25 protein-coding genes and 1 tRNA gene are annotated in these 23,396 nt (G+C 59.4%); 15 read left to right on the top strand and 11 right to left on the bottom strand.

All coding sequences use genetic code 11. The features are described from left to right. Window positions 1-54 precede the first annotated feature (54 nt). The 5 genes from BT116_RS13650 (at window position 55) to BT116_RS13670 (ending at window position 4,658) form a co-directional block, all read left to right on the top strand. Window positions 55-1,017, top strand: coding sequence for a YbgA family protein (locus tag BT116_RS13650; RefSeq protein ID WP_072344484.1), 963 nt, complete (start codon window positions 55-57; stop codon window positions 1,015-1,017). Next, on the top strand, window positions 1,017-1,964 hold the full coding sequence (locus BT116_RS13655) for a MerR family transcriptional regulator (protein WP_072344487.1): 948 nt from the start codon (window positions 1,017-1,019) through the stop codon (window positions 1,962-1,964). Before BT116_RS13650 ends, BT116_RS13655 begins: the two co-directional genes overlap by 1 nt. A gap of 12 nt (window positions 1,965-1,976) precedes the next feature. After that, window positions 1,977-3,428: a deoxyribodipyrimidine photo-lyase gene (phrB, locus tag BT116_RS13660; protein WP_072344591.1), complete on the top strand. Its 1,452-nt coding sequence runs from the start codon at window positions 1,977-1,979 to the stop codon at window positions 3,426-3,428. Window positions 3,429-3,551: 123 nt separating this feature from the next. Further along, window positions 3,552-4,325, top strand: coding sequence for an SDR family NAD(P)-dependent oxidoreductase (locus tag BT116_RS13665; protein ID WP_072344490.1), 774 nt, complete (start codon window positions 3,552-3,554; stop codon window positions 4,323-4,325). Window positions 4,326-4,352: 27 nt separating this feature from the next. Next, a complete protein-coding gene (locus BT116_RS13670; RefSeq protein WP_003205513.1) occupies window positions 4,353-4,658 on the top strand; it encodes a YkgJ family cysteine cluster protein in 306 nt (101 codons plus the stop codon). Between the two features lie 117 nt (window positions 4,659-4,775). Here the strand turns inward: BT116_RS13670 and BT116_RS13675 are convergent, their stop codons facing one another. The 6 genes from BT116_RS13675 to hemA all read right to left on the bottom strand — a co-directional run bounded on the left by BT116_RS13675 (window position 4,776) and on the right by hemA (window position 10,155). Continuing rightward, a complete protein-coding gene (locus BT116_RS13675; protein WP_025215451.1) occupies window positions 4,776-5,294 on the bottom strand; it encodes an acyloxyacyl hydrolase in 519 nt (172 codons plus the stop codon). 114 nt (window positions 5,295-5,408) lie between these two features. Continuing rightward, window positions 5,409-6,200, bottom strand: coding sequence for a glutamate racemase (murI, locus tag BT116_RS13680; protein WP_072344493.1), 792 nt, complete (start codon window positions 6,198-6,200; stop codon window positions 5,409-5,411). Continuing rightward, on the bottom strand, window positions 6,193-6,948 hold the full coding sequence (locus BT116_RS13685) for a molybdopterin-synthase adenylyltransferase MoeB (protein WP_072344594.1): 756 nt from the start codon (window positions 6,946-6,948) through the stop codon (window positions 6,193-6,195). Before BT116_RS13685 ends, murI begins: the two co-directional genes overlap by 8 nt. Next, a complete protein-coding gene (gene prmC, locus BT116_RS13690) occupies window positions 6,942-7,772 on the bottom strand; it encodes a peptide chain release factor N(5)-glutamine methyltransferase (RefSeq protein ID WP_072344496.1) in 831 nt (276 codons plus the stop codon). Before prmC ends, BT116_RS13685 begins: the two co-directional genes overlap by 7 nt. Window positions 7,773-7,786: 14 nt before the next feature. Then, complete coding sequence (gene prfA, locus BT116_RS13695) at window positions 7,787-8,869, bottom strand: peptide chain release factor 1 (protein ID WP_072344498.1); 1,083 nt, start codon at window positions 8,867-8,869, stop codon at window positions 7,787-7,789. Continuing rightward, window positions 8,866-10,155, bottom strand: coding sequence for a glutamyl-tRNA reductase (gene hemA / locus BT116_RS13700; RefSeq protein WP_072344503.1), 1,290 nt, complete (start codon window positions 10,153-10,155; stop codon window positions 8,866-8,868). Before hemA ends, prfA begins: the two co-directional genes overlap by 4 nt. A gap of 172 nt (window positions 10,156-10,327) precedes the next feature. Here hemA and BT116_RS13705 point away from each other — a divergent pair, with 172 nt between their 5' ends. The 8 genes from BT116_RS13705 (at window position 10,328) to ychF (ending at window position 17,248) form a co-directional block, all read left to right on the top strand. Beyond that, window positions 10,328-12,052, top strand: a complete 1,725-nt coding sequence (locus BT116_RS13705) for a tetratricopeptide repeat protein (RefSeq protein WP_072344506.1) — start codon at window positions 10,328-10,330, stop codon at window positions 12,050-12,052. Window positions 12,053-12,056: 4 nt separating this feature from the next. Continuing rightward, window positions 12,057-12,674 (top strand): lipoprotein insertase outer membrane protein LolB, encoded by a 618-nt coding sequence (gene lolB / locus BT116_RS13710; protein WP_072344509.1) that lies wholly within the window; start codon window positions 12,057-12,059, stop codon window positions 12,672-12,674. A gap of 1 nt (window position 12,675) precedes the next feature. Next, window positions 12,676-13,527: a 4-(cytidine 5'-diphospho)-2-C-methyl-D-erythritol kinase gene (ispE, locus tag BT116_RS13715; protein ID WP_072344512.1), complete on the top strand. Its 852-nt coding sequence runs from the start codon at window positions 12,676-12,678 to the stop codon at window positions 13,525-13,527. Window positions 13,528-13,564: 37 nt separating this feature from the next. Next, window positions 13,565-13,639: transfer RNA gene (locus BT116_RS13720), tRNA-Gln, on the top strand. A gap of 47 nt (window positions 13,640-13,686) precedes the next feature. Beyond that, window positions 13,687-14,628: a ribose-phosphate pyrophosphokinase gene (locus BT116_RS13725; RefSeq protein WP_003205529.1), complete on the top strand. Its 942-nt coding sequence runs from the start codon at window positions 13,687-13,689 to the stop codon at window positions 14,626-14,628. Window positions 14,629-14,771: 143 nt separating this feature from the next. Next, a complete protein-coding gene (locus BT116_RS13730) occupies window positions 14,772-15,374 on the top strand; it encodes a 50S ribosomal protein L25/general stress protein Ctc (RefSeq protein WP_072344514.1) in 603 nt (200 codons plus the stop codon). 166 nt (window positions 15,375-15,540) lie between these two features. After that, window positions 15,541-16,125, top strand: a complete 585-nt coding sequence (gene pth / locus BT116_RS13735) for an aminoacyl-tRNA hydrolase (protein WP_003205533.1) — start codon at window positions 15,541-15,543, stop codon at window positions 16,123-16,125. 22 nt (window positions 16,126-16,147) lie between these two features. Further along, a complete protein-coding gene (gene ychF, locus BT116_RS13740; RefSeq protein WP_072344518.1) occupies window positions 16,148-17,248 on the top strand; it encodes a redox-regulated ATPase YchF in 1,101 nt (366 codons plus the stop codon). Window positions 17,249-17,389: 141 nt separating this feature from the next. On the opposite strand, the gene BT116_RS13745 is transcribed toward ychF, so the two are convergent. From BT116_RS13745 to BT116_RS13755, 3 genes are read right to left on the bottom strand one after another with little or no spacing between them, the layout of a single operon-like run. Beyond that, window positions 17,390-18,526: a flavin monoamine oxidase family protein gene (locus BT116_RS13745; protein WP_072344520.1), complete on the bottom strand. Its 1,137-nt coding sequence runs from the start codon at window positions 18,524-18,526 to the stop codon at window positions 17,390-17,392. 48 nt (window positions 18,527-18,574) lie between these two features. Then, window positions 18,575-18,910, bottom strand: coding sequence for a carboxymuconolactone decarboxylase family protein (locus tag BT116_RS13750; RefSeq protein WP_072344523.1), 336 nt, complete (start codon window positions 18,908-18,910; stop codon window positions 18,575-18,577). 16 nt (window positions 18,911-18,926) lie between these two features. Next, window positions 18,927-19,700 carry an SDR family NAD(P)-dependent oxidoreductase gene (locus BT116_RS13755; protein WP_072344525.1) on the bottom strand — a complete coding sequence of 258 codons (774 nt, stop codon included), beginning with the start codon at window positions 19,698-19,700 and terminating at the stop codon, window positions 18,927-18,929. 176 nt (window positions 19,701-19,876) lie between these two features. Between BT116_RS13755 and gcvA the strand changes: the two genes are divergently transcribed. Then, the gene (gene gcvA / locus BT116_RS13760; RefSeq protein ID WP_072344528.1) at window positions 19,877-20,809 is read left to right on the top strand and encodes a transcriptional regulator GcvA; all 933 of its coding nucleotides are present in this window, start codon (window positions 19,877-19,879) and stop codon (window positions 20,807-20,809) included. Here gcvA and BT116_RS13765 read toward each other — a convergent pair. Then, window positions 20,798-21,436, bottom strand: coding sequence for a cupin domain-containing protein (locus BT116_RS13765; RefSeq protein ID WP_072344530.1), 639 nt, complete (start codon window positions 21,434-21,436; stop codon window positions 20,798-20,800). The genes gcvA and BT116_RS13765 overlap by 12 nt on opposite strands. Next, a complete protein-coding gene (locus BT116_RS13770; RefSeq protein WP_072344533.1) occupies window positions 21,436-22,179 on the bottom strand; it encodes an SDR family oxidoreductase in 744 nt (247 codons plus the stop codon). The genes BT116_RS13765 and BT116_RS13770 overlap by 1 nt, the downstream gene beginning before the upstream one ends. 238 nt (window positions 22,180-22,417) lie before the next feature. On the opposite strand from BT116_RS13770, the gene BT116_RS13775 reads away from it, so the two are divergent. Next, on the top strand, window positions 22,418-23,308 hold the full coding sequence (locus BT116_RS13775; RefSeq protein ID WP_371856168.1) for a DMT family transporter: 891 nt from the start codon (window positions 22,418-22,420) through the stop codon (window positions 23,306-23,308). Window positions 23,309-23,396: the final 88 nt, after the last annotated feature.

Here is a 23,396-nt window from a genome sequence, read left to right on the forward strand (position 1 = left end):
AAATATTGTACAGAAATACAAATCTGTACAAGATTTAGCAATCAGAGGTCGCCTATGTCCAGCACAGCCATCGCCAAACCCAGAATCGCCATCAGCGCCTGCCTGATGGGGGCCGAAGTTCGCTTTAACGGCGGGCACAAGCAATCGCAGTTGTGCAGCCGCACCCTCGTCGACTATTTCGATTTCGTGCCGGTGTGCCCCGAAGTCGCCATCGGCCTGGGCATCCCCCGGGAGCCGATTCGCCTGGTGGGCGACCCCAAACATCCCGAGGCGCTCGGCACGGTGAATCGCGAGCTCAACGCGACCCGGCCACTGGCCGATTACGCAAAGCAAATGGCTGGGGAACTGGATGACATCTGCGGCTATATCTTCATGCAGAAATCGCCGTCCTGCGGACTGGAGCGGGTCAAGGTCTATGACCACAACGGCGTGCCCCAGGACGGCGGCGGCCGCGGGATCTATGCCCAGGCCTTCTGCGAACGCCACCCCGACCTGCCGGTGGAGGAAGACGGTCGCCTCAACGACCCGGTGCTGCGCGAGAACTTCCTGACCCGGGTGTTCGCCTATGCCGCCTGGCAACTTTTGCGTCGCGACGGACTGAGCCGTCGCGACCTGATCGAATTCCACTCGCGCTACAAATACCTGCTGATGGCCCACAACCCAGTGCAATACAAGGCCCTGGGCAATTTGCTGGGCAACATGGGCAAGGCCGACCCCAATGAGTTGGGCCCACGCTATTTCAGCGCATTGATGGCCGCCTTGAAGAAATGCGCCACCCGCCGCACCCACACCAACGTGCTGCAACACCTGAGCGGTTACCTCAAGCGCGCCATCGACGCCGATGACAAACAGGAAGTACAGCATCTCATCGGGCAATATCGCCTCGGCATCGTGCCCTTGGTGGTGCCACTGACGTTGCTCAAGCATCACCTGCGCCAGCACCCCGATCCTTACCTGACGCAGCAGGTCTACCTGCAACCACACCCGGAAAACCTCAGCTTGCGAAACGCTATTTGATGAAGAACGAACCCGACTCCAGCGCCAGCGAAGACCTGGGGGCCGACTTTGCCAAGGCCTTGGCGCAAGGCTGGCTGCCCATACGCGAGGTCGCCCGGCAAACCGGTGTCAACGCCGTCACGCTGCGAGCCTGGGAACGCCGTTATGGCCTGATCGTGCCGCACCGTACCCCCAAGGGCCACCGACTGTTCAATGCCGACCATGTGCAACGGATCCTGAGCATTCTCACCTGGATCGACCGTGGCGTTGCGGTGAGCAAGATCAAGCCTTTGCTGGACACACCGCAGCCACCGACCGAACCCACACAGGTGCCGGAGAATGACTGGCAGCGCCAGCGCCACGCCTTGGTGCTGGCGGTGACGCAACTGGCCGAGCGCCAGATCGACGACCTGGTCAACCAGGCGATGGCGCTGTACCCACCCTGGACCGTGTGCGAGCAGTTGCTCTTGCCGTTGCTGGCCGAGTTGCACCTGCGCTGGCAAGGCCAGTTCGGTGCGCAGCTGGAACGGGTCTTCCTGTACTCGTGGCTGCGCAGCAAGTTCGGCAGCCGGATCTACCACAACAACCGTCAGTTGCGTGGCGCGCCACTATTGCTGGTCAATCATTCGGACTCGCCCCAGGAGCCGCACTTATGGCTCACCGCCTGGCTGGCCAGCAGCGCCGACTGCCCGGTGGAAGTGTTCGACTGCCCTCTACCGACCGGCGAACTGGCCCTGGCGGTCGAGCACCTCAAGGCCCGCGGCGTCCTGCTGTATTCCAGTCACGCACTCAACCTGTCCCAACTGCCCAGGCTGCTGGGCGGAATCGATTGCCCGATCGTCATTGCCGGCCCGGCTGCGTCGATCCACCAAGCCAGGTTATCCACAGGCGTGTCGATGATTGACGTGTCCTGGGCCGAAGATCCGTTATCGGCTCACCGCGAACTGAGTCGCCGAGAACTCCTTTAGATGGAAGACAGCATGCAACTGATCTGGCTGCGCAGCGACTTGCGCCTACACGACAACACCGCCCTCACGGCGGCCGCAGCCCAAGGCCCCTGCGTGGCGGTGTACCTGACCAGCCCCGAACAATGGCGCGCCCATGACGACGCACCGTGCAAGATCGATTTCTGGTTGCGCAACCTCAGCGCGTTGAGTGCGGCCCTGGCCGAATTGAACATCCCACTGCTGATCCGCGCCGCTGCGCATTGGCACCAGGCACCGCAGGTACTGCTCAAGCTGTGTCGCGAACTGAACGTCGACGCCGTGCATGTCAACGAAGAGTACGGCCTGAATGAAACACGACGCGACGCCGAAGTCGCCCGCACGCTGAATGACCAGGGCGTTGAATTTCACAGCCACCTCGATCAATTACTGTTCAAGCCTGGCAGCGTGCTTACCAAGACCGGCAATTATTTCCAAGTGTTCAGTCAGTTCCGCAAAGTCTGCTACAGCCGTCTGCACCTCTCATTGCCGAGCCTGGTCGCCACGCCGGCCCGGCAGGCCTCCACCGGCATTGCCCGCGACCCGGTGCCGATACAAGTCGATGGGGTCGCCCCGCCCAGCGAAGCGCTACGAGCCCTCTGGCCCGCCGGGGAAACCGAAGCCCGTCGGCGCCTGGACACCTTCGTCGACCAGCACATCGACGATTACCAAGGCGAACGGGATTACCCCGCCAGGCCCGGCACCAGCCAGCTCTCGGCTTATCTGGTGGCCGGCGTGGTGTCGCCGCGTCAATGCCTGCACGCCGCACTGCAAGCCAACCAAGGTGAATTCGAGAGCGGAAATGCCGGCACTATGACCTGGATCAATGAATTGCTCTGGCGCGAGTTCTATAAACATATTCTGGTGGGCTATCCACGCGTGTCGCGCCATCGTGCGTTTCGCCCCGAAACCGAGGCGCTGGCATGGCGCAAGGCCCCCGCAGAGTTGGAAGCCTGGAAGCAGGCACGCACCGGCCTGCCGATTATCGATGCAGCCATGCGTCAAATGCTGGAGACCGGTTGGATGCACAACCGCTTGCGGATGGTCGTAGCCATGTTCCTGACCAAGAACCTGTTGATCGATTGGCGCGAAGGCGAGCGCTTTTTCATGCAGCACCTGATCGACGGCGACCTCGCCGCCAACAATGGCGGCTGGCAATGGAGCGCCTCCACCGGCACCGACTCGGCGCCCTGGTTCCGCATCTTCAATCCGTTGAGCCAGTCGGAAAAATTTGACCGCGAGGGCTTGTTCATCAAGCACTGGTTACCTGAACTGAACGATCTGGACAGGCAACAGGTCCATAGCCCAAATACCCAGGGCGGCTTGTTTGGCGCCGTGGATTATCCGGCACCGATTGTCGACTTGAGCCAATCCAGGGCGCGTGCGCTGGCAGCGTTCAGAAACCTGCCAACGCGACAGGATGCAGCCATTGAAGGGGTGGGCGATTAGCGAACACGAAATTGCCGGTCGACGGGATGCATCATTTACCCGATAACATATAGTCTTACTAATCGTACGGACTCTACTGAAAAGCCACGGATCAGTATGCTGTCCAATCGAAAGGAGTAGGGAATGGGTCTAAGACTGCCACGGCGCTATTGGCTCACTGGGGCGGGCAACGGAATCGGCGCTTCGTTGGCTGAAGCGATACTGGAGACAGGTGCATACCTGGCCGTCAGTTCGCGCTCGACCCGATCATGCGAAACCCTTTCGGTACGTTATCCAGGACAAGTGCTGGCCGTGCCCGGCAATTTGACCGACAGCCAGGCCGTGCGCGAGATCGGCGAACAGATCGCCCGGCAATGGGGCGCCCTGGATCAGGTGATCGTCAATGCCGGGACGGCTGAGTACGTTGACGGGCAGCCGGCTGATCACACATTGATCGAGCATATTGTGCGCAGCAATCTGCTGGCTGCCAGTTTCTGCATCGAAGTGGCCATGCCCTTGTTGCGCGCCGGGACCGAACCTCATCTGGTGGGTATTGCCAGCCCGGCGACTTACCTGCCGCCTTCGCAAACCGAAGCGGGTGGCAGCGGGATGCGTCACCTGTTCGAATCGGCTCGGGCAGACCTGGCGCGCGCGGGTGTTGATGCGACGTTGGTACACCCTGGCTACGACGGCCCATTGCAGGGGGCCGAAGACTGCCTCCCAACCCCGGCTCACTGGTCGGCGGACGAAGCAGCGCGACATGTGCTGAATCAGTTGGTCGAGCGCCCGCGGGAAGTCGCGCTCCCCATTGCGTCCATGACCGTACTCTGGCCTTTGCCTTCGTCGACCGAAACCGTGCCGCCCGATGTTGACTCATGCCAGGCGAAAAACGGCTATCCGATCAAGGGACAACCCTGAGCCGCCGATTGCCTTACACTGCGCGCCATGAAAACCATCCCTGTCCATGAAATCCCGGCACCGGCAGTCACGTGCTCGACGTGCGCGGCGTGCTGCTGCCAGTTGGAAGTGATGCTGATCACCGACACCGGGGTTCCAGAGCGTTTTATCGACACGGACGACTGGGGTGGAGAGGTGATGCTGCGGCTTGATGACGGTTGGTGCGCGGCCTTGGATCGCGACAGCATGATGTGCACCATCTACGAAAAGCGCCCGCTGATCTGCCGAGAGTTCGAGATGGGCGCACCGGAGTGCCTGGAAGAACGCCAAGGGATTGCGACGGCGTATCGGTAGGAAATAGACCCGTTTTTTGTGGGAGCGGGCATGCTCACGAAAGCGTCGGATCAGCCAGCACTGAAGCGATTGACACTACGCTTTCGCGAGCAAGCCCGCTCCCACAGTATTTAAGTGTTACAGCGGCATCGTGTAGTGCAGCGCGTAGCTTTCTACACCATCGTTGGTCGACTTGATGCCGGCGTTGGAGTAATGAGTGGCGCGAATGCCCACTTCATGTCCACCGTTGAAGCGCAGGCCGAAGCCGATACGATCTTCAAATTGGAAAGCCGTACCGAGCTTGTTGTCTTCCACTTCGGTATTGGCGAACAACGCCACACCGACACCCGCCTCGATGTAAGGCTTCACGTTCTGGCCGGAAAATTCATACACAAACACAGGCGAAAACGACAGGCTGTGATTGCTGGAGGTCTCGTCCCCCTCCCAGTAGGTATAGGCACCGCTCCAGTAGCCGGTCAGGCGACCGACATCACTTTGCAGCCAACTCTTGTCCCAGTCGAACTGCATGCCCAGGCGATAGGTCATGGTCGAATCGCTGGTCTGGCCAACCCCAAATTCCACACCCGCTGCTTGTGCAGTGTAAGTGTGCCCCAACAATGCAGCCGCAAACGCGGCAAAGCAGAATAAGCGCTTCATTAGAAACATCCTTTTCCGAACAGACTTAGTTGATTTTGTTACAAACAGACAAAGCTATAGAAATCTGCCCCCAAACAGAAGTTCAGCCCGTTTCACACGGTTTTCACATTTTTCTTACAGATCGAAGCTTCGCACAACGCCGGACGAATGCCATAGCGTAGGTAGGATTTTTCTTAAATGTATCGGGTCTGCACTCGTCCAGAAATACGTTTCGCCGGCTGGTCCCTCAGCCAGCAGCTCTCGCTCAGCCAAAAGACGCTGAAGTTGCCGGGCCACGGCGGCACCGGTGTCGATCAGGCTGATGTGCTCCGGAATCATCCGCGCGAGCAATGGCTTGAGGAACGGATAGTGCGTGCACCCCAGGATCAGCGTATCGCAGCCGGCTGCCAGCAAGGGGTCGACGTAATGTTGCAGCAATTGATACAAGGCCAGGCTGTGCAAATCACCCGTCTCGATCAGTTCAACCAGGCCCGGACACGGTTGCGTGATGACTCGCACATCGGTGGCGAAACGGTCGAGCAAAGCGGCGAACTTGGCGCTCTGCAAGGTGCCGGTAGTGGCCAGCACACCGACGATACCGCTGCGGGTCGCGGCAGCCGCGGGCTTGACCGCCGGCTCCATCCCGACGATGGGCCAATGGGGGAAATCACGGCGTAGATCGGCAACGGCAGCAACCGTTGCGGTGTTGCAGGCGACAACCAGCGCCTTGGCGCCCTGGCCCAGGAGAAAGTCGGCAATGATCGCGCAGCGTTGCCGGATGTATTCCGGGGTCTTCTCGCCGTAGGGAATATGCCCACAGTCTGCCACATACAACAGCGACTCATTGGGCAGCAGCTGGCGAATTTCCCCCAGCACCGACAACCCGCCGACACCCGAGTCAAGTACCCCTATCGGCGTTTCACTCATGTTGGCCACCGCAGACGCTGCAACCTGGGTCGCGCTTGACCCGCAGTTCACGGAAACGCGTGCCCAGGGCATCGATCAACAGCAAGCGCCCCACCAGCGGCTCACCGAAACCGGCCAGCAACTTCAAGGCTTCAAGGGCTTGCAGGCTGCCCACCAGTCCCACCAGCGGTCCGATCACACCGGCCTCGCTGCAGGTCAGCTCGGCTTCGCTGCCGTGGCCATAAAGGCAGTGGTAGCAAGGGCTTTCGGGGCGGCGCGGGTCGAACACCGACAACTGCCCTTCCAGACGAATCGCCGCGCCACTGACCAGCGGCTTACCCGCCGCGACACAGGCCGCGTTCACCGCTTCGCGGGTCGAGAAATTGTCGGAGCAGTCGAGCACCACATCCACTGTCGCGACTGCCGCGACCAGGCTGTCTTCGTCCATGGCCACCCGGTGAGGCATCAGCCGAACCTCAGGGTTGATCGCCCCCAGGCGTCGCATCGCCGAATCGACCTTGCTCAGACCGACGCTGTCAGTGTCGTGAATGACCTGGCGTTGCAGGTTGGTCAGGTCGACGGTGTCGAAATCCGCCAGGTGCATCTCCCCCACCCCAGCGGCGGCCAGGTACAACGCTACCGGGGCGCCGAGACCACCAAGGCCGATGATCAGCACGCGGCTTTGCTTGAGACGCAATTGACCGTCGATGTCGACGTGCTGCAACAGAATCTGCCGGCTGTAGCGCAACAACTCCTGATCGTTCAGCACGGCAGGCACCCCAGGCTGATGCGTTCATGACCACCCAGGTCCTTGCGGCTGTGAACTTCGACAAAGCCGTGGGTGCGCAGCAAGTCGCGCACTGCTTCGGCCTGGTCGTAGCCGTGCTCGAGCATCACCCAGCCACCTGGCTCAAGGTGAGCCGGGGCCTGGGCAACGATCTGGCGCAAATCATCGAGCCCGTCCGGCCCGGCAACCAGGGCGCTGGACGGCTCGAAACGCACGTCACCCTCCGCCAGATGCGGATCGCTGGCTGCAATGTACGGCGGGTTGCTGATGATCAACTCGAAACGCGTGTCTTCCAACGCACTGAACCAGTGGCTGCTCAGCACCGTGACGTTGTGCAGATCCAGGCGCTGGCGATTGCGTTCGGCCAGGGCGACGGCCTCCAGCACCCGGTCGACCGCAGTGACTTTCCAGGCAGGGCGCTCGCTGGCCAATGCCAGGGCAATCGCACCGCTGCCGGTGCCCAGGTCCAGGACCCGGGCCGGTGTAGCCGGCAACAACGCCAGCGCGGTTTCCACCAGCAGCTCGGTGTCGGGACGCGGGATCAAGGTATGAGGCGCGACTTCCAGGTCGAGTTTCCAGAAACCCTGTTGCCCGAGGATGTACGCCACCGGCTCGCCGGAGCGACGCCGCCGCAGGTATTCGGAGAACAGCAACGCTGCCTCACTGGGTACGATCCGCTCGGGCCAGGTGTGCAGGAAGCTGCGGGACTTGCCCAAGGCTGCGGCAAGCAACAACTCGGCGTCCAGCCGTGCCGTGGGCGAATCCGGCAGCTCGGCGGCGCGTAACAGACTGGCGATGATGGTCATTTATTCACCTGTGCTTACTCGCCAATCGCCGCCAACTGGTCGGCCTGGTATTCGGCCAGCAATGGCTCGATCACCGCATCGACTCCACCGGCAAGAATCTCGTCCAGGGAATACAGGGTCAGGTTGACGCGATGATCGGTGACCCGGCCCTGGGCGAAGTTGTAGGTACGGATCCGCTCGGAACGATCCCCCGAGCCCACCAGCAATTTGCGCTCACTGGCGATGGCGTTGGCCGCTGCGCTGGTCTGCTGGTCGTTGAGCTTGGCCGACAACCAGGCCATGGCCCGCGCGCGGTTCTTGTGCTGGGAACGCTCTTCCTGGCACTCGACCACGATGCCCGAGGGCAAGTGCGTGATGCGGATCGCCGAATCAGTCTTGTTGACGTGCTGGCCGCCCGCGCCGGAGGAGCGGTAAGTGTCGACCCGCAAGTCCGCCGGATTGATCTCGATGGCTTCCTGCTCGTCCGGCTCGGGCAATACCGCCACGGTGCAAGCCGAGGTGTGGATACGCCCTTGGGATTCGGTGGCAGGCACACGCTGCACACGGTGGGCACCCGATTCGAATTTCAGCTTGCCGTAGACATTATCGCCTTCGACCCGGGCGATGACTTCTTTATAGCCGCCGTGTTCGCCTTCGTTCTCCGAGAGGATCTCCACGCGCCAACCGCGACGCTCGGCATAACGCGAATACATGCGGAACAGGTCGCCGGAAAAAATCGCCGCCTCGTCGCCGCCGGTACCGGCACGGATTTCAAGAAACACATTGCGCCCGTCATTCGGGTCCTTGGGCAACAGCATGCGCTGCAGGTTGCTTTCCAGTTCAACCAGTTGATCCTTGGCTTCGCGGACTTCCTCCACGGCCATTTCGCGCATGTCCGGATCGCTGTCCTTGAGCAGCGCCTGGGCGCCTTCGAGGTCGCCCTGCACTTTGAGCAACTGCTTATAGGTGGCGACAATCGGCTCGACTTCCGCATATTCCTTGGAATAGGTGCGGAATTTGTTCTGGTCGGCAATGACTTCGCCATCGCCCAGCAAGGCGGTCAGTTCTTCGAAACGGTCCTGGAGGATATCCAGCTTGTTGAGCAGTGACGCTTTCATTGCAGTTTTTTATCCGAAAAGCTATCCGGTGAGCCCTCACCGAGGGCGAAGAGTTCCTGGGCCATGGCCAGCGCATCGAGGCGGCCTTCAGCGGTCAGCTTCTTGAGCTGGACACTGGGGGCGTGGAGCAATTTGTTGGTCAGGCCGCGGGCCAGTTGCACCAGCACCTCTTCGGCACTGCCGCCGTTGGCCAGCAAGCGCTGGGCCTTTTGCAGCTCCTCGTCGCGCAGGCGTTCGCTCTGCTGACGATACGCCTTGAGCACATCCACCGCCGCCAGCTCGCGCAGGCGCACCATGAAGTCCTCGGCGCCGACGGTGATCATCTCTTCCGCCGCCTGGGCCGCGCCCTGCCGGCTCTTGAGATTTTCGGCGACCACCTCGTGCAGATCGTCGACGCTGTAGAGATACACGTCATCCAGCTCGCCGACTTCAGGCTCGATGTCCCGGGGAACAGCAATGTCCACCATGAAGATCGGCTTGTGCTTGCGCAGTTTCAGGGCACTTTCCACCGCGCCCTTGCCAAGGATCGGCAACTGGCTGGCGGTGGAACTGATGACGATGTCGCTGTGCACCAGCTCCGCGGGAATGTCCGACAACAGCACCGCATGGGCGCCGAACTGCTCGGCCAGGGTACTGGCCCGCTCCAGGGTCCGGTTGGCGACGACTATGCGCTTGACCCCCAGGTCGTGGAGATGGCGGGCGACCAGGGTGATGGTCTCACCGGCACCGATCAACAGCGCCTGGCTGCGTTGCAGATCGCTGAAGATCTGCTTCGCCAGGCTGACGGCGGCAAACGCCACGGACACCGGGTTTTCGCCGATGGCGGTGTCGGTGCGTACTTGCTTGGCGGCATTGAAGGTGGCCTGGAACAGACGGCCCAACAACGGACCGACGGTGCCGGCCTCGCGGGCCACAGCGTAGGCCGACTTCATCTGGCCGAGAATCTGCGGCTCGCCCAACACCAGCGAGTCGAGGCCCGATGCGACGCGCATCATGTGACGAACGGCCGCATCGTCTTCATGCACATAGGCACTGGCGCGCAGTTCTTCGAGGCTCAGGTCGTGATAGTCGGCCAGCCAGCGCAGAATCGAATCCGCCGAAACGTGGTCCTGTTCTATATAAAGCTCGCTGCGATTGCAGGTGGAGAGGATCGCAGCTTCGCGGCTGTCGGTGAGTCGGCAGAGCTGCTGCAGGGCCTCAACCAGCTGCTCAGGCGTAAAGGCCACGCGCTCGCGGACGTCTACTGAAGCAGTCTTGTGGTTAATACCAAGTGCAAGGAAGGCCATTCAAGGTCGCTGATAGTGACGTGAAGCCGGCAATTGTCCTACTTCGTCAGATTCAGAACAACCACTCGATCTCTATCGCCCTGCCCTGGGTTGTAAATCGACGGGGCGGTTATGTTTGACCCAAGGCTTGTGTCATGATGATCTGACCGCAGGTTAGTCGTCCTCTTCCTATATGAATAGATCTTCCGCGTTGCTCCTCGCTCTTGCCTTGCTCAGCGGCTGCCAGTCCATGGCCCCCGTTTCGACGGACGGTACGCCGCCGGTCGAAGACAGCGTGCAGGTACCTGAAAAACCCAAGGTCTACGGCTCGTTCAGCGAAGAAACCATCTTTAGCCTCTTGAGCGCCGAACTGGCAGGCCAGCGCAATCGCTTCGACATTGCGCTGGACAACTACGTGACCCAGGCCATCAATACCCAGGACCCGGGAATCTCCGAACGGGCATTTCGCATTGCCGAATACCTGGGCGCCGACCAGCCCGCGCTCGATACCGCGCTGATCTGGGCCAGGAACGCCCCCGATGACCTGGAAGCGCAGCGCGCCGCCGCCGTGCAACTGGCCCGGGCCGGGCGCTACGACGACTCCATGATGTATATGGAGAAGGTCCTGCTGGGCAAGGGCGACACCCATTTCGACTTCCTGGCGCTGTCCGCCGCCGATACCGACCAGGAAACCCGCAACGGCCTGATGAAAAGCTTCGATCGCCTGTTGCAGCGCCACCCGAACAACGGCCAGCTGATTTTCGGCAAGGCCCTGCTGTTGCAACAGGATGGCGACACCCAGGGCGCCCTCACGCTCTTGGAGGACAACCCGCCGGAAGCTGGAGAAGTGGCGCCGATCCTGCTGCGCGCACGTCTGCTGCAAGGCTTGAACCGCGGCGACGAAGCACTGCCGCTGCTGGAAAAAAGCATCAAGAAGTACCCGGACGACAAACGCCTGCGCCTCACCTACGCCCGCATGCTGGTGGAAAACAACCGCATGGACGACGCCAAGGTGGAGTTCTCCAGCCTGGTCCAGCAATACCCGGAAGACGACGAGTTGCGCTATTCCCTGGCGCTGGTCTGCCTGGAAGCCAAGGCCTGGGAAGAGGCCAAGGGTTACCTGGAAGACCTGATCGCCCGGGAAAGCCACGTCGACTCGGCCCATCTGAACCTGGGGCGCATCGCCGAGGAACGCAATGACCCTGAGAGCGCACTGATCGAGTACGCCCAGGTTGGCCCGGGCAACGACTATCTGCCGGCGCAGTTGCGCCAGGCCGATATCCTCATCGGCAACGGCAAGACGGCCGAAGCCCAAAGCCGCCTCGCGGTACAACGCGACTCCCAACCGGACTACGGCATCCAGCTGTACCTGATCGAAGCCGAGACCTTGTCGGCCAACAACCAGGGCGACAAGGCCTGGAACGTGCTGCAACAAGCCTTGAAGCAGTACCCGGACGACCTGAACCTGCTGTATACCCGCGCCATGCTGGCGGAGAAACGCAATGACCTGGCCCAGATGGAGAAAGACCTGCGCCTGATCATCCAGCGCGACCCGGACAACGCCATGGCCCTCAACGCCCTGGGCTATACGTTGTCGGATCGCACCACCCGTTATGACGAAGCCAAGCTGCTGATCGAACAGGCCCACCAGATCAATCCGGAAGACCCGGCGGTGCTCGACAGCCTTGGCTGGGTGAATTTCCGCCTGGGCAATCTCGACGAAGCCGAACGCCTGTTGCGCCAGGCCCTGGAGCGCTTTCCCGACCAGGAAGTCGCCGCTCACCTGGGCGAGGTCCTGTGGGCCAACGGCAAACAACGCGAAGCCCGGCAGATCTGGAGCCGATTCCTCAAGGATCAGCCTGACAGCCCAATCTTGCGCAGCACCATCAAACGCCTGACCGGATCCGAGACTCTTTAAGATTATGTTTTTGCGCCATCTCATCGTTTTCAGCTTCATTGCCCTGCTCGCCGGCTGCGCGGGCTTCGGCGCCCGTGAATCCGTCCAGGGCCAGGGCAACCAGACCCAATGGCGCGAGCACAAGCAACAACTGAGCGGCCTCGACGGCTGGCAGATCGACGGCAAGATCGGCATTCGCGCCCCGAAAGACTCCGGCAGTGGCACGCTGTTCTGGCTGCAACGCCAGGACTACTACGACATTCGCCTCTCGGGCCCACTGGGTCGCGGTGCGGCCCGCCTGACCGGTCGGCCGGGCCAGGTATCGCTGGAAGTCGCCAACCAGGGACGCTACGAGGCGCCCACGCCCGAAGCGTTGTTGGAAGAACAATTGGGCTGGAAGCTGCCGGTTTCCCACCTGACCTGGTGGGTTCGCGGGCTGCCGGCACCGGACAGCAAAAGCCGCCTGACCCTCGATGCCGACAGCCGCCTGTCCAACCTGGAACAGGATGACTGGCAGATCGAATACTTAAGCTATGCCCAGCAGAACGGCTATTGGCTGCCCGAACGCATCAAGCTGCACGGCAGCAACCTCGACGTCACGCTGGTGATCAAGCAATGGCAGCCGCGCAAGCTGGGGCAATGACATGAGCGCCGCACGCCTGACCCTGCCCTCCCCGGCCAAACTCAACCTGATGCTGCACATCCTCGGTCGTCGTCCGGACGGCTACCACGAGTTGCAGACGATTTTTCAGTTCCTGGACTACGGCGACGAAATCACCTTTGCCGTACGCGACGACGGCGTGATTCGCCTGCACACCGAATTCGAAGGTGTTCCCCATGACGACAATCTGATCGTCAAGGCCGCGAAAAAACTCCAGGCGCAATCCGGTTGTCCGCAGGGCATCGATATCTGGATCGACAAGATCCTGCCCATGGGGGGCGGCATCGGTGGCGGCAGCTCGAATGCGGCGACGACTTTATTGGGCCTCAACCATTTGTGGCAGCTTGGCTGGGACATCGATCGCCTGGCTGCCCTGGGCTTGACACTGGGCGCCGACGTGCCGGTTTTCGTGCGTGGCCACGCCGCTTTCGCTGAGGGCGTAGGGGAAAAACTCACCCCGGTGGACCCTGAAGAACCCTGGTACTTGGTACTGGTGCCGCAAGTCTCTGTAAGTACAGCAGAAATTTTTTCAGATCCACTGTTGACACGTAACTCTCCTCCCATTAAAGTGCGCCCCGTTCCCAAGGGAAACAGTCGAAATGACTGCTTACCGGTGGTAGCAAGGCGTTATCCAGATGTTCGTAACGCTTTGAATTTGCTAGGTAAATTTACCGAAGCAAAACTCACCGGAACTGGAAGTTGTGTGTTTGGGGGCTTCCCAAGCAAAGCTGAAGCTGATAAAGTCTCGGCCCTTCTGACAGAGACCCTTACAGGGTTTGTAGCAAAAGGAAGCAACGTTTCGATGTTGCATCGCAAGCTGCAAGACCTGCTCTAAAAGGAATCGAGTGCTGGGCACTCGCAGCAACAGATACAGGGGCGTCGCCAAGCGGTAAGGCAGCAGGTTTTGATCCTGCCATGCGTTGGTTCGAATCCAGCCGCCCCTGCCATTTTCCTATACTCATCCAGGTATACCCTCAGCCTTCAGGTACTGCGCGTGTCCAAGATGATGGTCTTTACGGGGAACGCTAACCCCGATCTGGCTCGGCGTGTTGTACGTCAGCTGCATATCCCTCTCGGTGACATTTCTGTCGGTAAGTTTTCCGACGGCGAAATCACTGCCGAGATCAATGAAAACGTTCGCGGTAAAGACGTCTTCATTATTCAGCCGACTTGCGCCCCGACCAACGATAACCTGATGGAACTCGTCGTGATGGCTGATGCCTTCCGTCGCTCCTCGGCTACTCGTATCACTGCTGTTATTCCTTACTTTGGTTATGCCCGTCAGGATCGCCGTCCGCGTTCCGCACGTGTGGCAATCAGCGCAAAAGTCGTGGCTGATATGCTGACCGTAGTCGGCATCGACCGTGTCCTCACGGTTGATTTGCATGCTGACCAGATTCAGGGTTTCTTCGATATTCCCGTGGATAACATCTACGGCTCCCCGGTCCTGGTGGATGATATTGAAGATCAGCGCTTCGAAAACCTGATGATCGTGTCCCCGGACATTGGCGGCGTCGTGCGTGCACGAGCAGTTGCCAAATCCCTGGGCGTGGATCTGGGTATCATCGATAAACGCCGTGAGAAAGCCAATCACTCCGAAGTGATGCATATCATCGGCGACGTCGAAGGGCGCACCTGTATTCTGGTCGATGACATGGTCGATACCGCCGGCACCCTGTGCCACGCGGCCAAGGCCCTGAAAGAGCATGGCGCTGCCAAGGTCTTTGCCTACTGCACACACCCTGTGCTGTCGGGTCGAGCGATCGAGAACATTGAAAATTCCGTGCTGGACGAGCTGGTGGTCACCAATACCATCCCGCTGTCCGCTGCAGCACAAGCCTGTGTGCGTATCCGCCAACTGGATATCGCACCGGTTGTTGCCGAGGCGGTTCGCCGCATCAGCAACGAAGAATCGATCAGTGCGATGTTCCGCTAAGGGCCCTGCCCTTTCCAGGACATCTCGTTGACGAAAAGCGCCCCGCCCCGGCATTACCTGTCGGGGCGGGGCTTTTTTGCCCATATCGCCTTAAGCGCTGGTCGCAAGCGCTGGGGTGAATGTGGTTACTTTGGAGATACAACATGAACGATTTTACTCTGAATGCTGAAGTGCGTTCCGACCTGGGGAAAGGTGCGAGCCGCCGCCTGCGTCGTCTCGCAAGCCTGGTTCCAGCTGTAGTCTACGGTGGCGAGAAAGCCCCTGAGTCCATCAGCATGCTGGCCAAAGAAGTTGCCAAACTGCTCGAAAACGAAGCGGCCTACAGCCACATCATCGAGCTGAACATTGGCGGCACCAAGCAGAACGTCGTGATCAAGGCCCTGCAGCGTCACCCGGCCAAAGGCCACGTGATGCACGCTGACTTCGTCCGCGTTGTTGCCGGTCAGAAGCTGACTGCTGTTGTTCCAGTGCACTTCATCAACGAAGCTGCTCCGGTCAAGAAAGGCGGCGAAATCTCGCACGTGACTTCCGAGCTGGAAGTGTCCTGCCTGCCGAAAGACCTGCCTGAATTCATCGAAGTCGACCTGGCTAACGCCGAAGTCGGCACGATCATTCACCTGTCCGACCTCAAGGCTCCTAAAGGCGTTGAGTTTGTTGCTCTGGCACACGGCGATGACAAGGCTGTTGCCAACGTCCACGCTCCACGTGTTGCTCCAGAAGCTACTGAAGAAGGCGCTGCAGAGTAATTTCACTCTGTCGCCGGAGTGGCCGGAAACATCGCGGACTGGAACGTAGCGAGACAGCGGGCGAGAACGCGAAGTTTACTTAACGGTAAATCCGCCATTTTCGTCCACTGCCGCAACACCGCCTGATTGCGACATCGTTATCCACACTCCAGGAAGGGCCCCTATCGTGACTGCCATTAAACTGATCGTTGGCTTGGGAAATCCAGGCGCTGAATACGAACAGACCCGGCATAACGCAGGGGCCCTTTTTGTTGAGCGCATCGCGCAAGCACAAGGCGTCAGCCTGGCAGCCGATCGCAAGTATTTCGGCCTGACCGGTCGCTTCTCGCACCAGGGTCAGGATGTTCGCCTGTTGATTCCCACCACCTACATGAACCGCAGCGGCCAGGCCGTAGCGGCATTGGCCGGTTTCTTTCGCATCAAGCCTGAAGAAATCCTGGTGGCCCACGACGAACTCGACCTGCCTCCGGGCGTTGCCAAGCTCAAGCAAGGCGGCGGCCATGGCGGTCACAACGGGTTGCGCGACATCATCGCGCAACTGGGTAATCAGAATACCTTTCACCGCCTGCGGCTCGGCATCGGCCACCCGGGCGTTGCCAGTATGGTTTCAAACTTTGTCCTGGGTCGTGCGCCTCGCGCCGAACAGGAAAAACTCGATGCCAGCATCGACTTCGCCCTCGGCGTGCTGCCGGATATCCTCGCCGGTGAATGGAACCGCGCGATGAAAAACCTGCACAGCCAGAAGGCCTGACACTTATCCGAGGGGAAACACCATGGGATTCAATTGCGGCATCGTCGGCCTGCCTAACGTCGGCAAGTCCACCCTGTTCAACGCCCTGACCAAATCCGGTATCGCGGCCGAAAACTTCCCCTTCTGCACCATCGAGCCGAACAGCGGCATCGTGCCGATGCCCGATCCGCGCCTGGAAGCCTTGGCAGCTATCGTCAATCCCAAGCGCATCCTGCCGACCACCATGGAATTCGTCGACATCGCAGGCCTGGTGGCCGGCGCGTCGAAGGGCGAAGGCCTGGGTAACAAGTTTTTGGCCAACATCCGTGAAACCGATGCCATCGCCCACGTGGTGCGCTGCTTCGAAGACGAGAACGTGATTCACGTCTCCAACAGCGTCGACCCGAAACGCGACATCGAAATCATCGACCTGGAACTGATTTTCGCCGACCTCGACAGCTGCGAAAAACAACTGCAGAAAGTCGCCCGCAACGCCAAGGGTGGTGATAAGGACGCGGTCGTCCAGAAAGGCCTGCTGGAGCAGTTGATCGCCCACTTCACCGAAGGCAAGCCTGCGCGCAGCCTGATGAAGAACATGAGCACCGACGAGAAGCAGGTGATCAAAGGCTTCCACCTGTTGACCACCAAACCGGTCATGTACATCGCCAACGTCGCTGAAGACGGCTTCGAGAACAACCCGCACCTGGACGTGGTCAAGGCCATTGCCGAAGAAGAAGGCGCCGTGGTCGTTCCGGTCTGCAACAAGATCGAAGCGGAAATCGCCGAACTGGATGACGGTGAAGAGAAAGACATGTTCCTCGAGGCCCTCGGCCTGGAAGAGCCTGGCCTGAACCGCGTAATCCGTGCTGGCTACGAGATGCTCCACCTGCAGACCTACTTCACCGCCGGTGTCGAAGAAGTCCGCGCCTGGACCGTCCGCGTCGGTGCCACCGCACCGCAAGCCGCTGGCGTGATCCACACCGACTTCGAAAAAGGCTTCATCCGTGCCGAAGTCATCGCCTACTCGGATTTCATCCAGTACAAGGGTGAAGCGGGCGCCAAGGAGGCGGGTAAATGGCGTCTGGAAGGCAAGGAGTACATCGTCAAGGACGGTGATGTGATGCACTTCCGCTTTAACGTCTGACGGTTTTCCGTGGCTCTCCACGGTACTTGATGGACCTCAGCCCCCGTCATCGTTAAACGATACGGGGTTTCGCGTCTAAGCCCCACCATCCCCATCCATTGAGATCCGAGCGTTGCCAGTAGAGATTCACATAACCGACATTCAGCCCGTACAGTTGTGCTTTCGACCTAACTGCTCCTCCAAACCGAATCCAGTACGAATGTCGCTGCTGATAAGCTCGCCCAGTGCTTTATCGACGGCTGCCAATGCGCCCTCCATGTAGCCGCCTTGATCGCCACCTACCTCGCTGCCGATCAAATGAAATATATCGCTCCATGGTGAATCGAGGGACAGCGTGAACTCATGCCGTCCGTGCCACCCCAGCGAAACCTGATCCTCGTCTGTCGCAGTAAATGGATCGGTTGCCCAGTCGTGTATGAAGTCCTCAATTGGATTGAGCGCTTCATCGCCAAAGAGACGCTTCAGTTGTTCCCGGCATAACGCCTTCAAATCCGACATATTCATGCTTTGGCGTCGAGCCGCATTCATACTTAGAAAACCGAAGAGTGCTGCCCCGCTTTCATTACAGGCGTCGTGAACTTCACCTAGTGGGCCAACACCGCTGAACGCATCGCCCGAGAGATCGTGCTCACGCCAGAATGGCCTGGCATATCGTGCAACGTATTTAGCGTGTGACGCCATCCATGTCGGCATGCTGTTCATCTGCTGCAATTTTTGCCGAGAGAGGGGCGGCGTAAAATGAATTTTCCCTGTTAGCCGAGGAGGTATAGCCAGCCAAATCTGTGAGTAAATCGAAGAGTGAACTCGGCCTTCAGAGAGCGTTAAGCGTATAGCCTGATCGTCGATTTGGATGTCCGTCAGCGCTGCATCGACGTGGACAGATGCTTGTGGCAATGAAGCCGCGAGCGCTTTAACCAAGCGGCCTGTTCCCCCTTCTATACGCATCGAAACGTTGCCCGAGCGATACCCCTCTCTACGAACCAGATCAGTGGCCCAGCGCTCTACCAGCGCATCCCCTTCTTCGTGTTGCTGAAACGTAGGTAAGCCCAACTCCTCGACCAGGCTTTGCATGCGAGGCTGGCAGTCTGGCCAGAACCACGTCGGCCCGAGATCAAAGCCACCCACCTCCGTTGAAAGAATTCTTCCACCAAGTCGACCTTGTGCTTCGAACAGATCGAAGCCTATGCCAAGACCACGAAGGCGATAGGCTGCATAAACACCAGCCAGACCTCCTCCAATGATGGCAATTTTCTGTGTAGTCATGGGTGCCGTAGTCATGGGTGCCCTCCGGGACGAAAAAAGGGCGCCATCCGGCGCCCAGTTATATCAGTGTTTCTCGAAGGCAGACACGGCATCGAATACCCGCGCGGTGTAAGTCAGTGCCGCCCCAGCATTGAGCGAGATGGCTACGCCCAGCGCTTCAGCGATTTCTTCGCGGGTTGCGCCATGCTTGAGCGCAGCCTGGACGTGGGAGGCAATACAGCCGTCACAGCGTGTGGTGATTGCCACGGACAAGGCGATCAGCTCATGGATCTTCGGCTCCAGGTGCTTAGCCGGGGCGCTGCCGATGGCGTGGAAGCCACGCATGGTTTCCGGGGCCAGTTTGGCGAACTCACTGACGTTACCCATCAGGCCCGCAAAATACTCATTCCAGTTCATCATGCTGCATCTCTCCTGATTAGTTACGACCGGCAGTCACGCCGCCATCGACTGGCAATACAGTGCCGGTGATCCACGAGGCTTCATCCGAGGCGAGGAACAACATCGCTTGGGCCACATCTGCTGGCTGACCGTTGCGGCCAAGCGGGTGGAAAGCGTTGAAGGTCGGTAAGACTTCCTTGACCTGATCAGCGTCCATGAAGGTCCCGTAGACCGGAGTTTCAACCACTGCGGGCGCCACCGTGTTAATGCGGATGCTGGAGCCGGCCAGCTCAAGCGCCAGGTTGCGAGTAAGGGCGTGGACGCCCGCATTCGCGGCGGAATAGGCAGCCGAGGGCGTCGCGCCGATGGCCTGGATCGCCCACAATGAACCGGTCTGGACGATTGCGCCGCCGCCGCGCTTCAGCATGGCTTTGGCCGCAGCCTGGGCCATGAAAAACTTGCCTTTGAGGATAATGTCCAGAAACGCGTCATATTCCTCCGGGCTCACCTCAAGAAATGGCTTAGGGTTGAAGATGCCGGCGTTGTTGATGAGGATGTCTACGCCGCCGAAGCTGCTCGCTGCGAGGTCAACCAGTGCTTGCGCGGTGGCAGGCTTGGCGATATCCCCCGCATGAAAGCGGACCTTTTGACCCGAGGCATCAATTTCCTGGGCAACCTGGGCCAGTTTCACAGCATCTCGACCACCGATGACAACACTGGCGCCCGCTTCAACGAGCCGTTTGGTTACTTCCTTACCAATGCCTGAACCACCGCCGGTAACAATCGCAACCTTGTTAGAAAAACTATTCATGCTTTGATCTCCTCAGTGACACTGAGCGCAAGGGGTGAGAAACAACTACGCCTTGGAATTGCCCCTGTTTCTGCTATCTTCTGGGTACTAATCCGTTGGCTTGGTGTGCATTCTTCACGGCTGCGCTCACAGCGACAACGCAGAAGATTTTGTTTTAAGAGATAGAAAAACTATCAATGACCACTCCCGCTTATCTAAACGCCCTGCGTGCATTCGAAGCCGCCGCGCGGCACCAAAGCTTCTCCGCAGCCGCCGCCGAACTGAACGTCACGCCAGCCGCCGTGGGGCAACAGGTCCGTAACTTGGAGTCGTGGCTGGGTATTTCCCTGTTCACGCGCGCGAGTAGCGGTACTGCGCGCCTGATGCTCACGGACGTCGCCCGAGTGGCCTTGCCGGATATCAGAGAGGGGTTTGATCGGCTGTCGATTGGTCTCGCCCGGCTAAAGGATGCCAGCGTATATGCCGGGCTTACGGTCACGGTGAGCCCGGCCTTCGCATCCAAGTGGCTACTGCCACGAATCGAGCGCTTTCAGCAGGACCACCCGGATCTGGATGTACTGCTGGACACGAACGCTCGATCCGTGGATTTTCAGGTCGAGCGCATCGATGTCGGAGTGCGATACGGTGCAGGAAAGTGGCCAGGTCTCATCGCCGTGCACTTGATGGATGAGGTGATGTTCCCCGTCTGCGCGCCCGACTTCCCTCTGCTCAAGGACGGCAAGCTGATAGCCGAGGCTTTGGCCGATTGCACGCTGATCCATGATCTATCCATGGCCAACGATCGTGACTATCCCACGTGGCGAATGTGGCTGGACGCCTCTGGTTTTACGCACATCAAGTCTGACCACGGATTGCGGATCAACAACTCGGCTTCAGTCCTGCAAGCCGCGATAGACGGCCAAGGCTTGGCGCTCGCCCGCAGCGTGATGGTGCGCGATGATTTGTCGACGGGCCGCCTGATACGGCCGTTTGCGGACAAAGGGCTGGACTGCCCGTTGACCCAGGCCTATTACGTCGTCTACCGCGCTGAGTGCAGTGAACTACCGAAAATCCAAGCCTTCCGGGACTGGTTGATTGCCGAGGCAGAACAAGCCGGATCACACGCCTAGATCTGGCGAAGCATCCTTGATCCAGACGCGAGCACCTTGCGTGCCCGCTTTCACCACAAAGTGTTCGCCCTGCGGTAAACGCAACCAACTGAGTGGTTGCAGCAGGAAACCTTCGCCTATCAATTCGCCCTCCAGCACCAGCAACTCCAGTCCTCTGTGATTAGCTCGAGTCTGCAGGGTTCCAGCCGGTATAGCCTCCACCCAGACGCGCTCATGCTCACTCTCGTACAGAAGCTGATTGTTTTGAGTTCCAATACGCAAGACTACCGGGTGCCGGTCTGCGGGATGGAACTGGCGCAAGCGAACAAAGATTGTGCAGCCGCAGCTCGCTCCTGGAGCGTGCCGGCTGCCAGGAGGATTACGTACATAAGTACCTGCGGGATATCGGCCGTGTTCATCTTCAAAGACACCCTCCAACACCAGGAACTCCTCTCCGCCCGAGTGAACATGCGCGCTGAACGCACTGCCGGGAGCGTACCGCACCATTGAAGTTGCCCGCGCCTGTTCGCCACCGACCCGATACAAAGGGCGCCGATCCACTCCTGCGATCGGGCTATGAATCCATGGCAGCGTAGAGCTATGCACAATTGCCCTTTTTTGGCGGTCGTCGTTAACAAGCTCCTTCATCACAACTCTGCCCTGCCACCATCGACGACTACTTCAGCACCCAGCATGTAGCTTGAAGCATCACTGGCTAAAAAGAGCACCGCCGCCGCAACTTCCTCAGCGCGCCCCATACGGCCGATGGGCGCTTGCGCACCCACTCGCTCGGCATAAGCACGGTACTCCTCTTCACTTTGGTTTGGCTGATGGTGAATCGGGGTTTCGATAGCACCGGGGCTGACCGCATTGACTCGAATGCGGCGCTCCAACAACTCTGCCGAGAGGGTACGCGCGAAACAGCGGACAGCAGCCTTGGAAGCCGATAACAGCGTCCGGCCCGGTGTACCAACCTGATTGAGCCAGGATGTGGAAAGGATGATAGAGCCGCCCGGGCGCATGATCGGCTCAATGGCTTGTACCGAGAAGAAAACGCCCTTCACGTTGATATCCATAAGCCTGTCGTACTGCTCTTCGGTCGTGCTGGACAGCGGCGTTCCAAACGCGACTCCAGCATTGGCGAAGAAGATGTCCAAGCCGCCGAACTCCTGCTCGACAACCTTCGCCATTTGCCGGAGTTGCTCGCTTGAACTTACATCAGCGACCAACGTGATAACACCTGGGCCAAGCTCTCTGCGCGCCGCCGCCAATTTATCCGCATCGCGGCCGGTGATCGCAACGCGCGCACCGTGAGCCAGAAACACCTTCGCCGTGGCCAGGCCGATGCCTGAGTTACCGCCAGTGATCAACGCTGTTTTACCGGTGAGCATATAAGACTCCTGTTGCGAGCTGGGCTATGTAGGGGGGGGCATTCAGCTCGAATGAAGTCATGGTGTGAAAACAAACGCCGCATCGCGACTGATTAAATCTACGCATCCGACATAGAAAATCTTCGTTGTGGAGAACCCTACTGATCTCCAAAGATTCCATTAGCTCTGAATTGTTGAGCTCAATTTCGGCAACTACAGAGCAAGTCAGTAAAGTTTTTCTATTGGTTGGAGCGTTTGCCTGATGACTGCGATAACTGACCCAGACCGCAATGAAACCAGCCGTTCGATCTGGGCATTGCAGGCGATTCTGTGCCTGGTTGCCTTCGCAGCAAATTCGATTTTTTGCCGCCAGGCACTGATGAACGGTCAAATTGACCCCGATTCATTCACGGCGATTCGGTTACTCAGTGGCGGGGTATTTCTGCTGCTCTTGATCAGGCGTCGTAATCCTCGTCCAAGCATCGGCGGTAGCTGGAGGGGTGGCCTTTCTCTTTTTCTTTACGCCTACCTTTTCTCCATTGCCTATGTTCAGCTAGGTGCAGGCGTGGGCGCCCTGATCCTGTTTGGAGCGGTGCAAATCACGATGTTCATCCTTTCCTGGCAAGAAGGAGAGCAGATTCAGAAAAAAGTGCTGATAGGCATGATAACGGCGTTCTGCGGTCTGCTTGCAATGTTGCTGCCGGGCGCTGATGCGCCGCCTATTGGCAGCGCATTGCTCATGGCGATGTCGGGAGTGGCGTGGGGCATTTACTCGGTGCTCGGCAAAAGGTCCGCCAACCCGCTCGCCGACACCACGGGCAATTTTGCAAGAAGCCTTCCGTTGCTGTTTTTGCTTGGCCCCGGCATGGCTTTCGGAAGTGGTGCTCACATGAGTTCGCCTGGCGTGCTGTACGCGCTGGCTTCAGGTGTATTGGCGTCAGGTTGCGGCTATGCGCTCTGGTACGGCACGGTTAAGCAAATCAGCTCGCAGCAAGCGGCAACCCTTCAATTAAGCGTACCCATCATTGCTGCGTTGGGGGGCGTCTGGCTCTTGAGCGAGCCTATGTCGATCCGCTTGTTGATGGTCTCAGCCGTGGTACTGGGGGGCGTCGCGCTGGCTTTGCCGGCGAACCGTCACCACGGCAATTGATCCATACGAACCATCACGCATGGGCAGCCTGCATGAGCTGTTTATTAGATTCTTCTTGCCAGTATCGGCCGCCAGTAGCCCTTACCGC

Source organism: Pseudomonas sp. NFACC16-2, from assembly GCF_900119205.1.
Lineage (GTDB): Bacteria > Pseudomonadota > Gammaproteobacteria > Pseudomonadales > Pseudomonadaceae > Aquipseudomonas > Aquipseudomonas fluorescens_Q.

Bases quoted from the DNA above. Each gene is read 5' to 3' on its own strand.
- BT116_RS13675 (WP_025215451.1), bottom strand. From the start codon at position 5,294: ATGAAGCGCTTATTCTGCTTTGCCGCGTTTGCGGCTGCATTGTTGGGG.
- BT116_RS13765 (WP_072344530.1), bottom strand. From the start codon at position 21,436: ATGAAGGAGCTTGTTAACGACGACCGCCAAAAAAGGGCAATTGTGCAT.
- BT116_RS13705 (WP_072344506.1), top strand. From the start codon at position 10,328: ATGAATAGATCTTCCGCGTTGCTCCTCGCTCTTGCCTTGCTCAGCGGC.
- BT116_RS13755 (WP_072344525.1), bottom strand. From the start codon at position 19,700: ATGAATAGTTTTTCTAACAAGGTTGCGATTGTTACCGGCGGTGGTTCA.
- BT116_RS13650 (WP_072344484.1), top strand. From the start codon at position 55: ATGTCCAGCACAGCCATCGCCAAACCCAGAATCGCCATCAGCGCCTGC.
- gcvA (WP_072344528.1), top strand. From the start codon at position 19,877: ATGACCACTCCCGCTTATCTAAACGCCCTGCGTGCATTCGAAGCCGCC.
- BT116_RS13770 (WP_072344533.1), bottom strand. From the start codon at position 22,179: ATGCTCACCGGTAAAACAGCGTTGATCACTGGCGGTAACTCAGGCATC.
- BT116_RS13730 (WP_072344514.1), top strand. From the start codon at position 14,772: ATGAACGATTTTACTCTGAATGCTGAAGTGCGTTCCGACCTGGGGAAA.
- BT116_RS13745 (WP_072344520.1), bottom strand. From the start codon at position 18,526: ATGACTACGGCACCCATGACTACACAGAAAATTGCCATCATTGGAGGA.
- prmC (WP_072344496.1), bottom strand. From the start codon at position 7,772: ATGACCATCATCGCCAGTCTGTTACGCGCCGCCGAGCTGCCGGATTCG.
- BT116_RS13670 (WP_003205513.1), top strand. From the start codon at position 4,353: ATGAAAACCATCCCTGTCCATGAAATCCCGGCACCGGCAGTCACGTGC.
- phrB (WP_072344591.1), top strand. From the start codon at position 1,977: ATGCAACTGATCTGGCTGCGCAGCGACTTGCGCCTACACGACAACACC.
- murI (WP_072344493.1), bottom strand. From the start codon at position 6,200: ATGAGTGAAACGCCGATAGGGGTACTTGACTCGGGTGTCGGCGGGTTG.
- BT116_RS13665 (WP_072344490.1), top strand. From the start codon at position 3,552: ATGGGTCTAAGACTGCCACGGCGCTATTGGCTCACTGGGGCGGGCAAC.
- BT116_RS13655 (WP_072344487.1), top strand. From the start codon at position 1,017: ATGAAGAACGAACCCGACTCCAGCGCCAGCGAAGACCTGGGGGCCGAC.
- ychF (WP_072344518.1), top strand. From the start codon at position 16,148: ATGGGATTCAATTGCGGCATCGTCGGCCTGCCTAACGTCGGCAAGTCC.
- BT116_RS13750 (WP_072344523.1), bottom strand. From the start codon at position 18,910: ATGATGAACTGGAATGAGTATTTTGCGGGCCTGATGGGTAACGTCAGT.
- lolB (WP_072344509.1), top strand. From the start codon at position 12,057: ATGTTTTTGCGCCATCTCATCGTTTTCAGCTTCATTGCCCTGCTCGCC.
- prfA (WP_072344498.1), bottom strand. From the start codon at position 8,869: ATGAAAGCGTCACTGCTCAACAAGCTGGATATCCTCCAGGACCGTTTC.
- hemA (WP_072344503.1), bottom strand. From the start codon at position 10,155: ATGGCCTTCCTTGCACTTGGTATTAACCACAAGACTGCTTCAGTAGAC.
- ispE (WP_072344512.1), top strand. From the start codon at position 12,676: ATGAGCGCCGCACGCCTGACCCTGCCCTCCCCGGCCAAACTCAACCTG.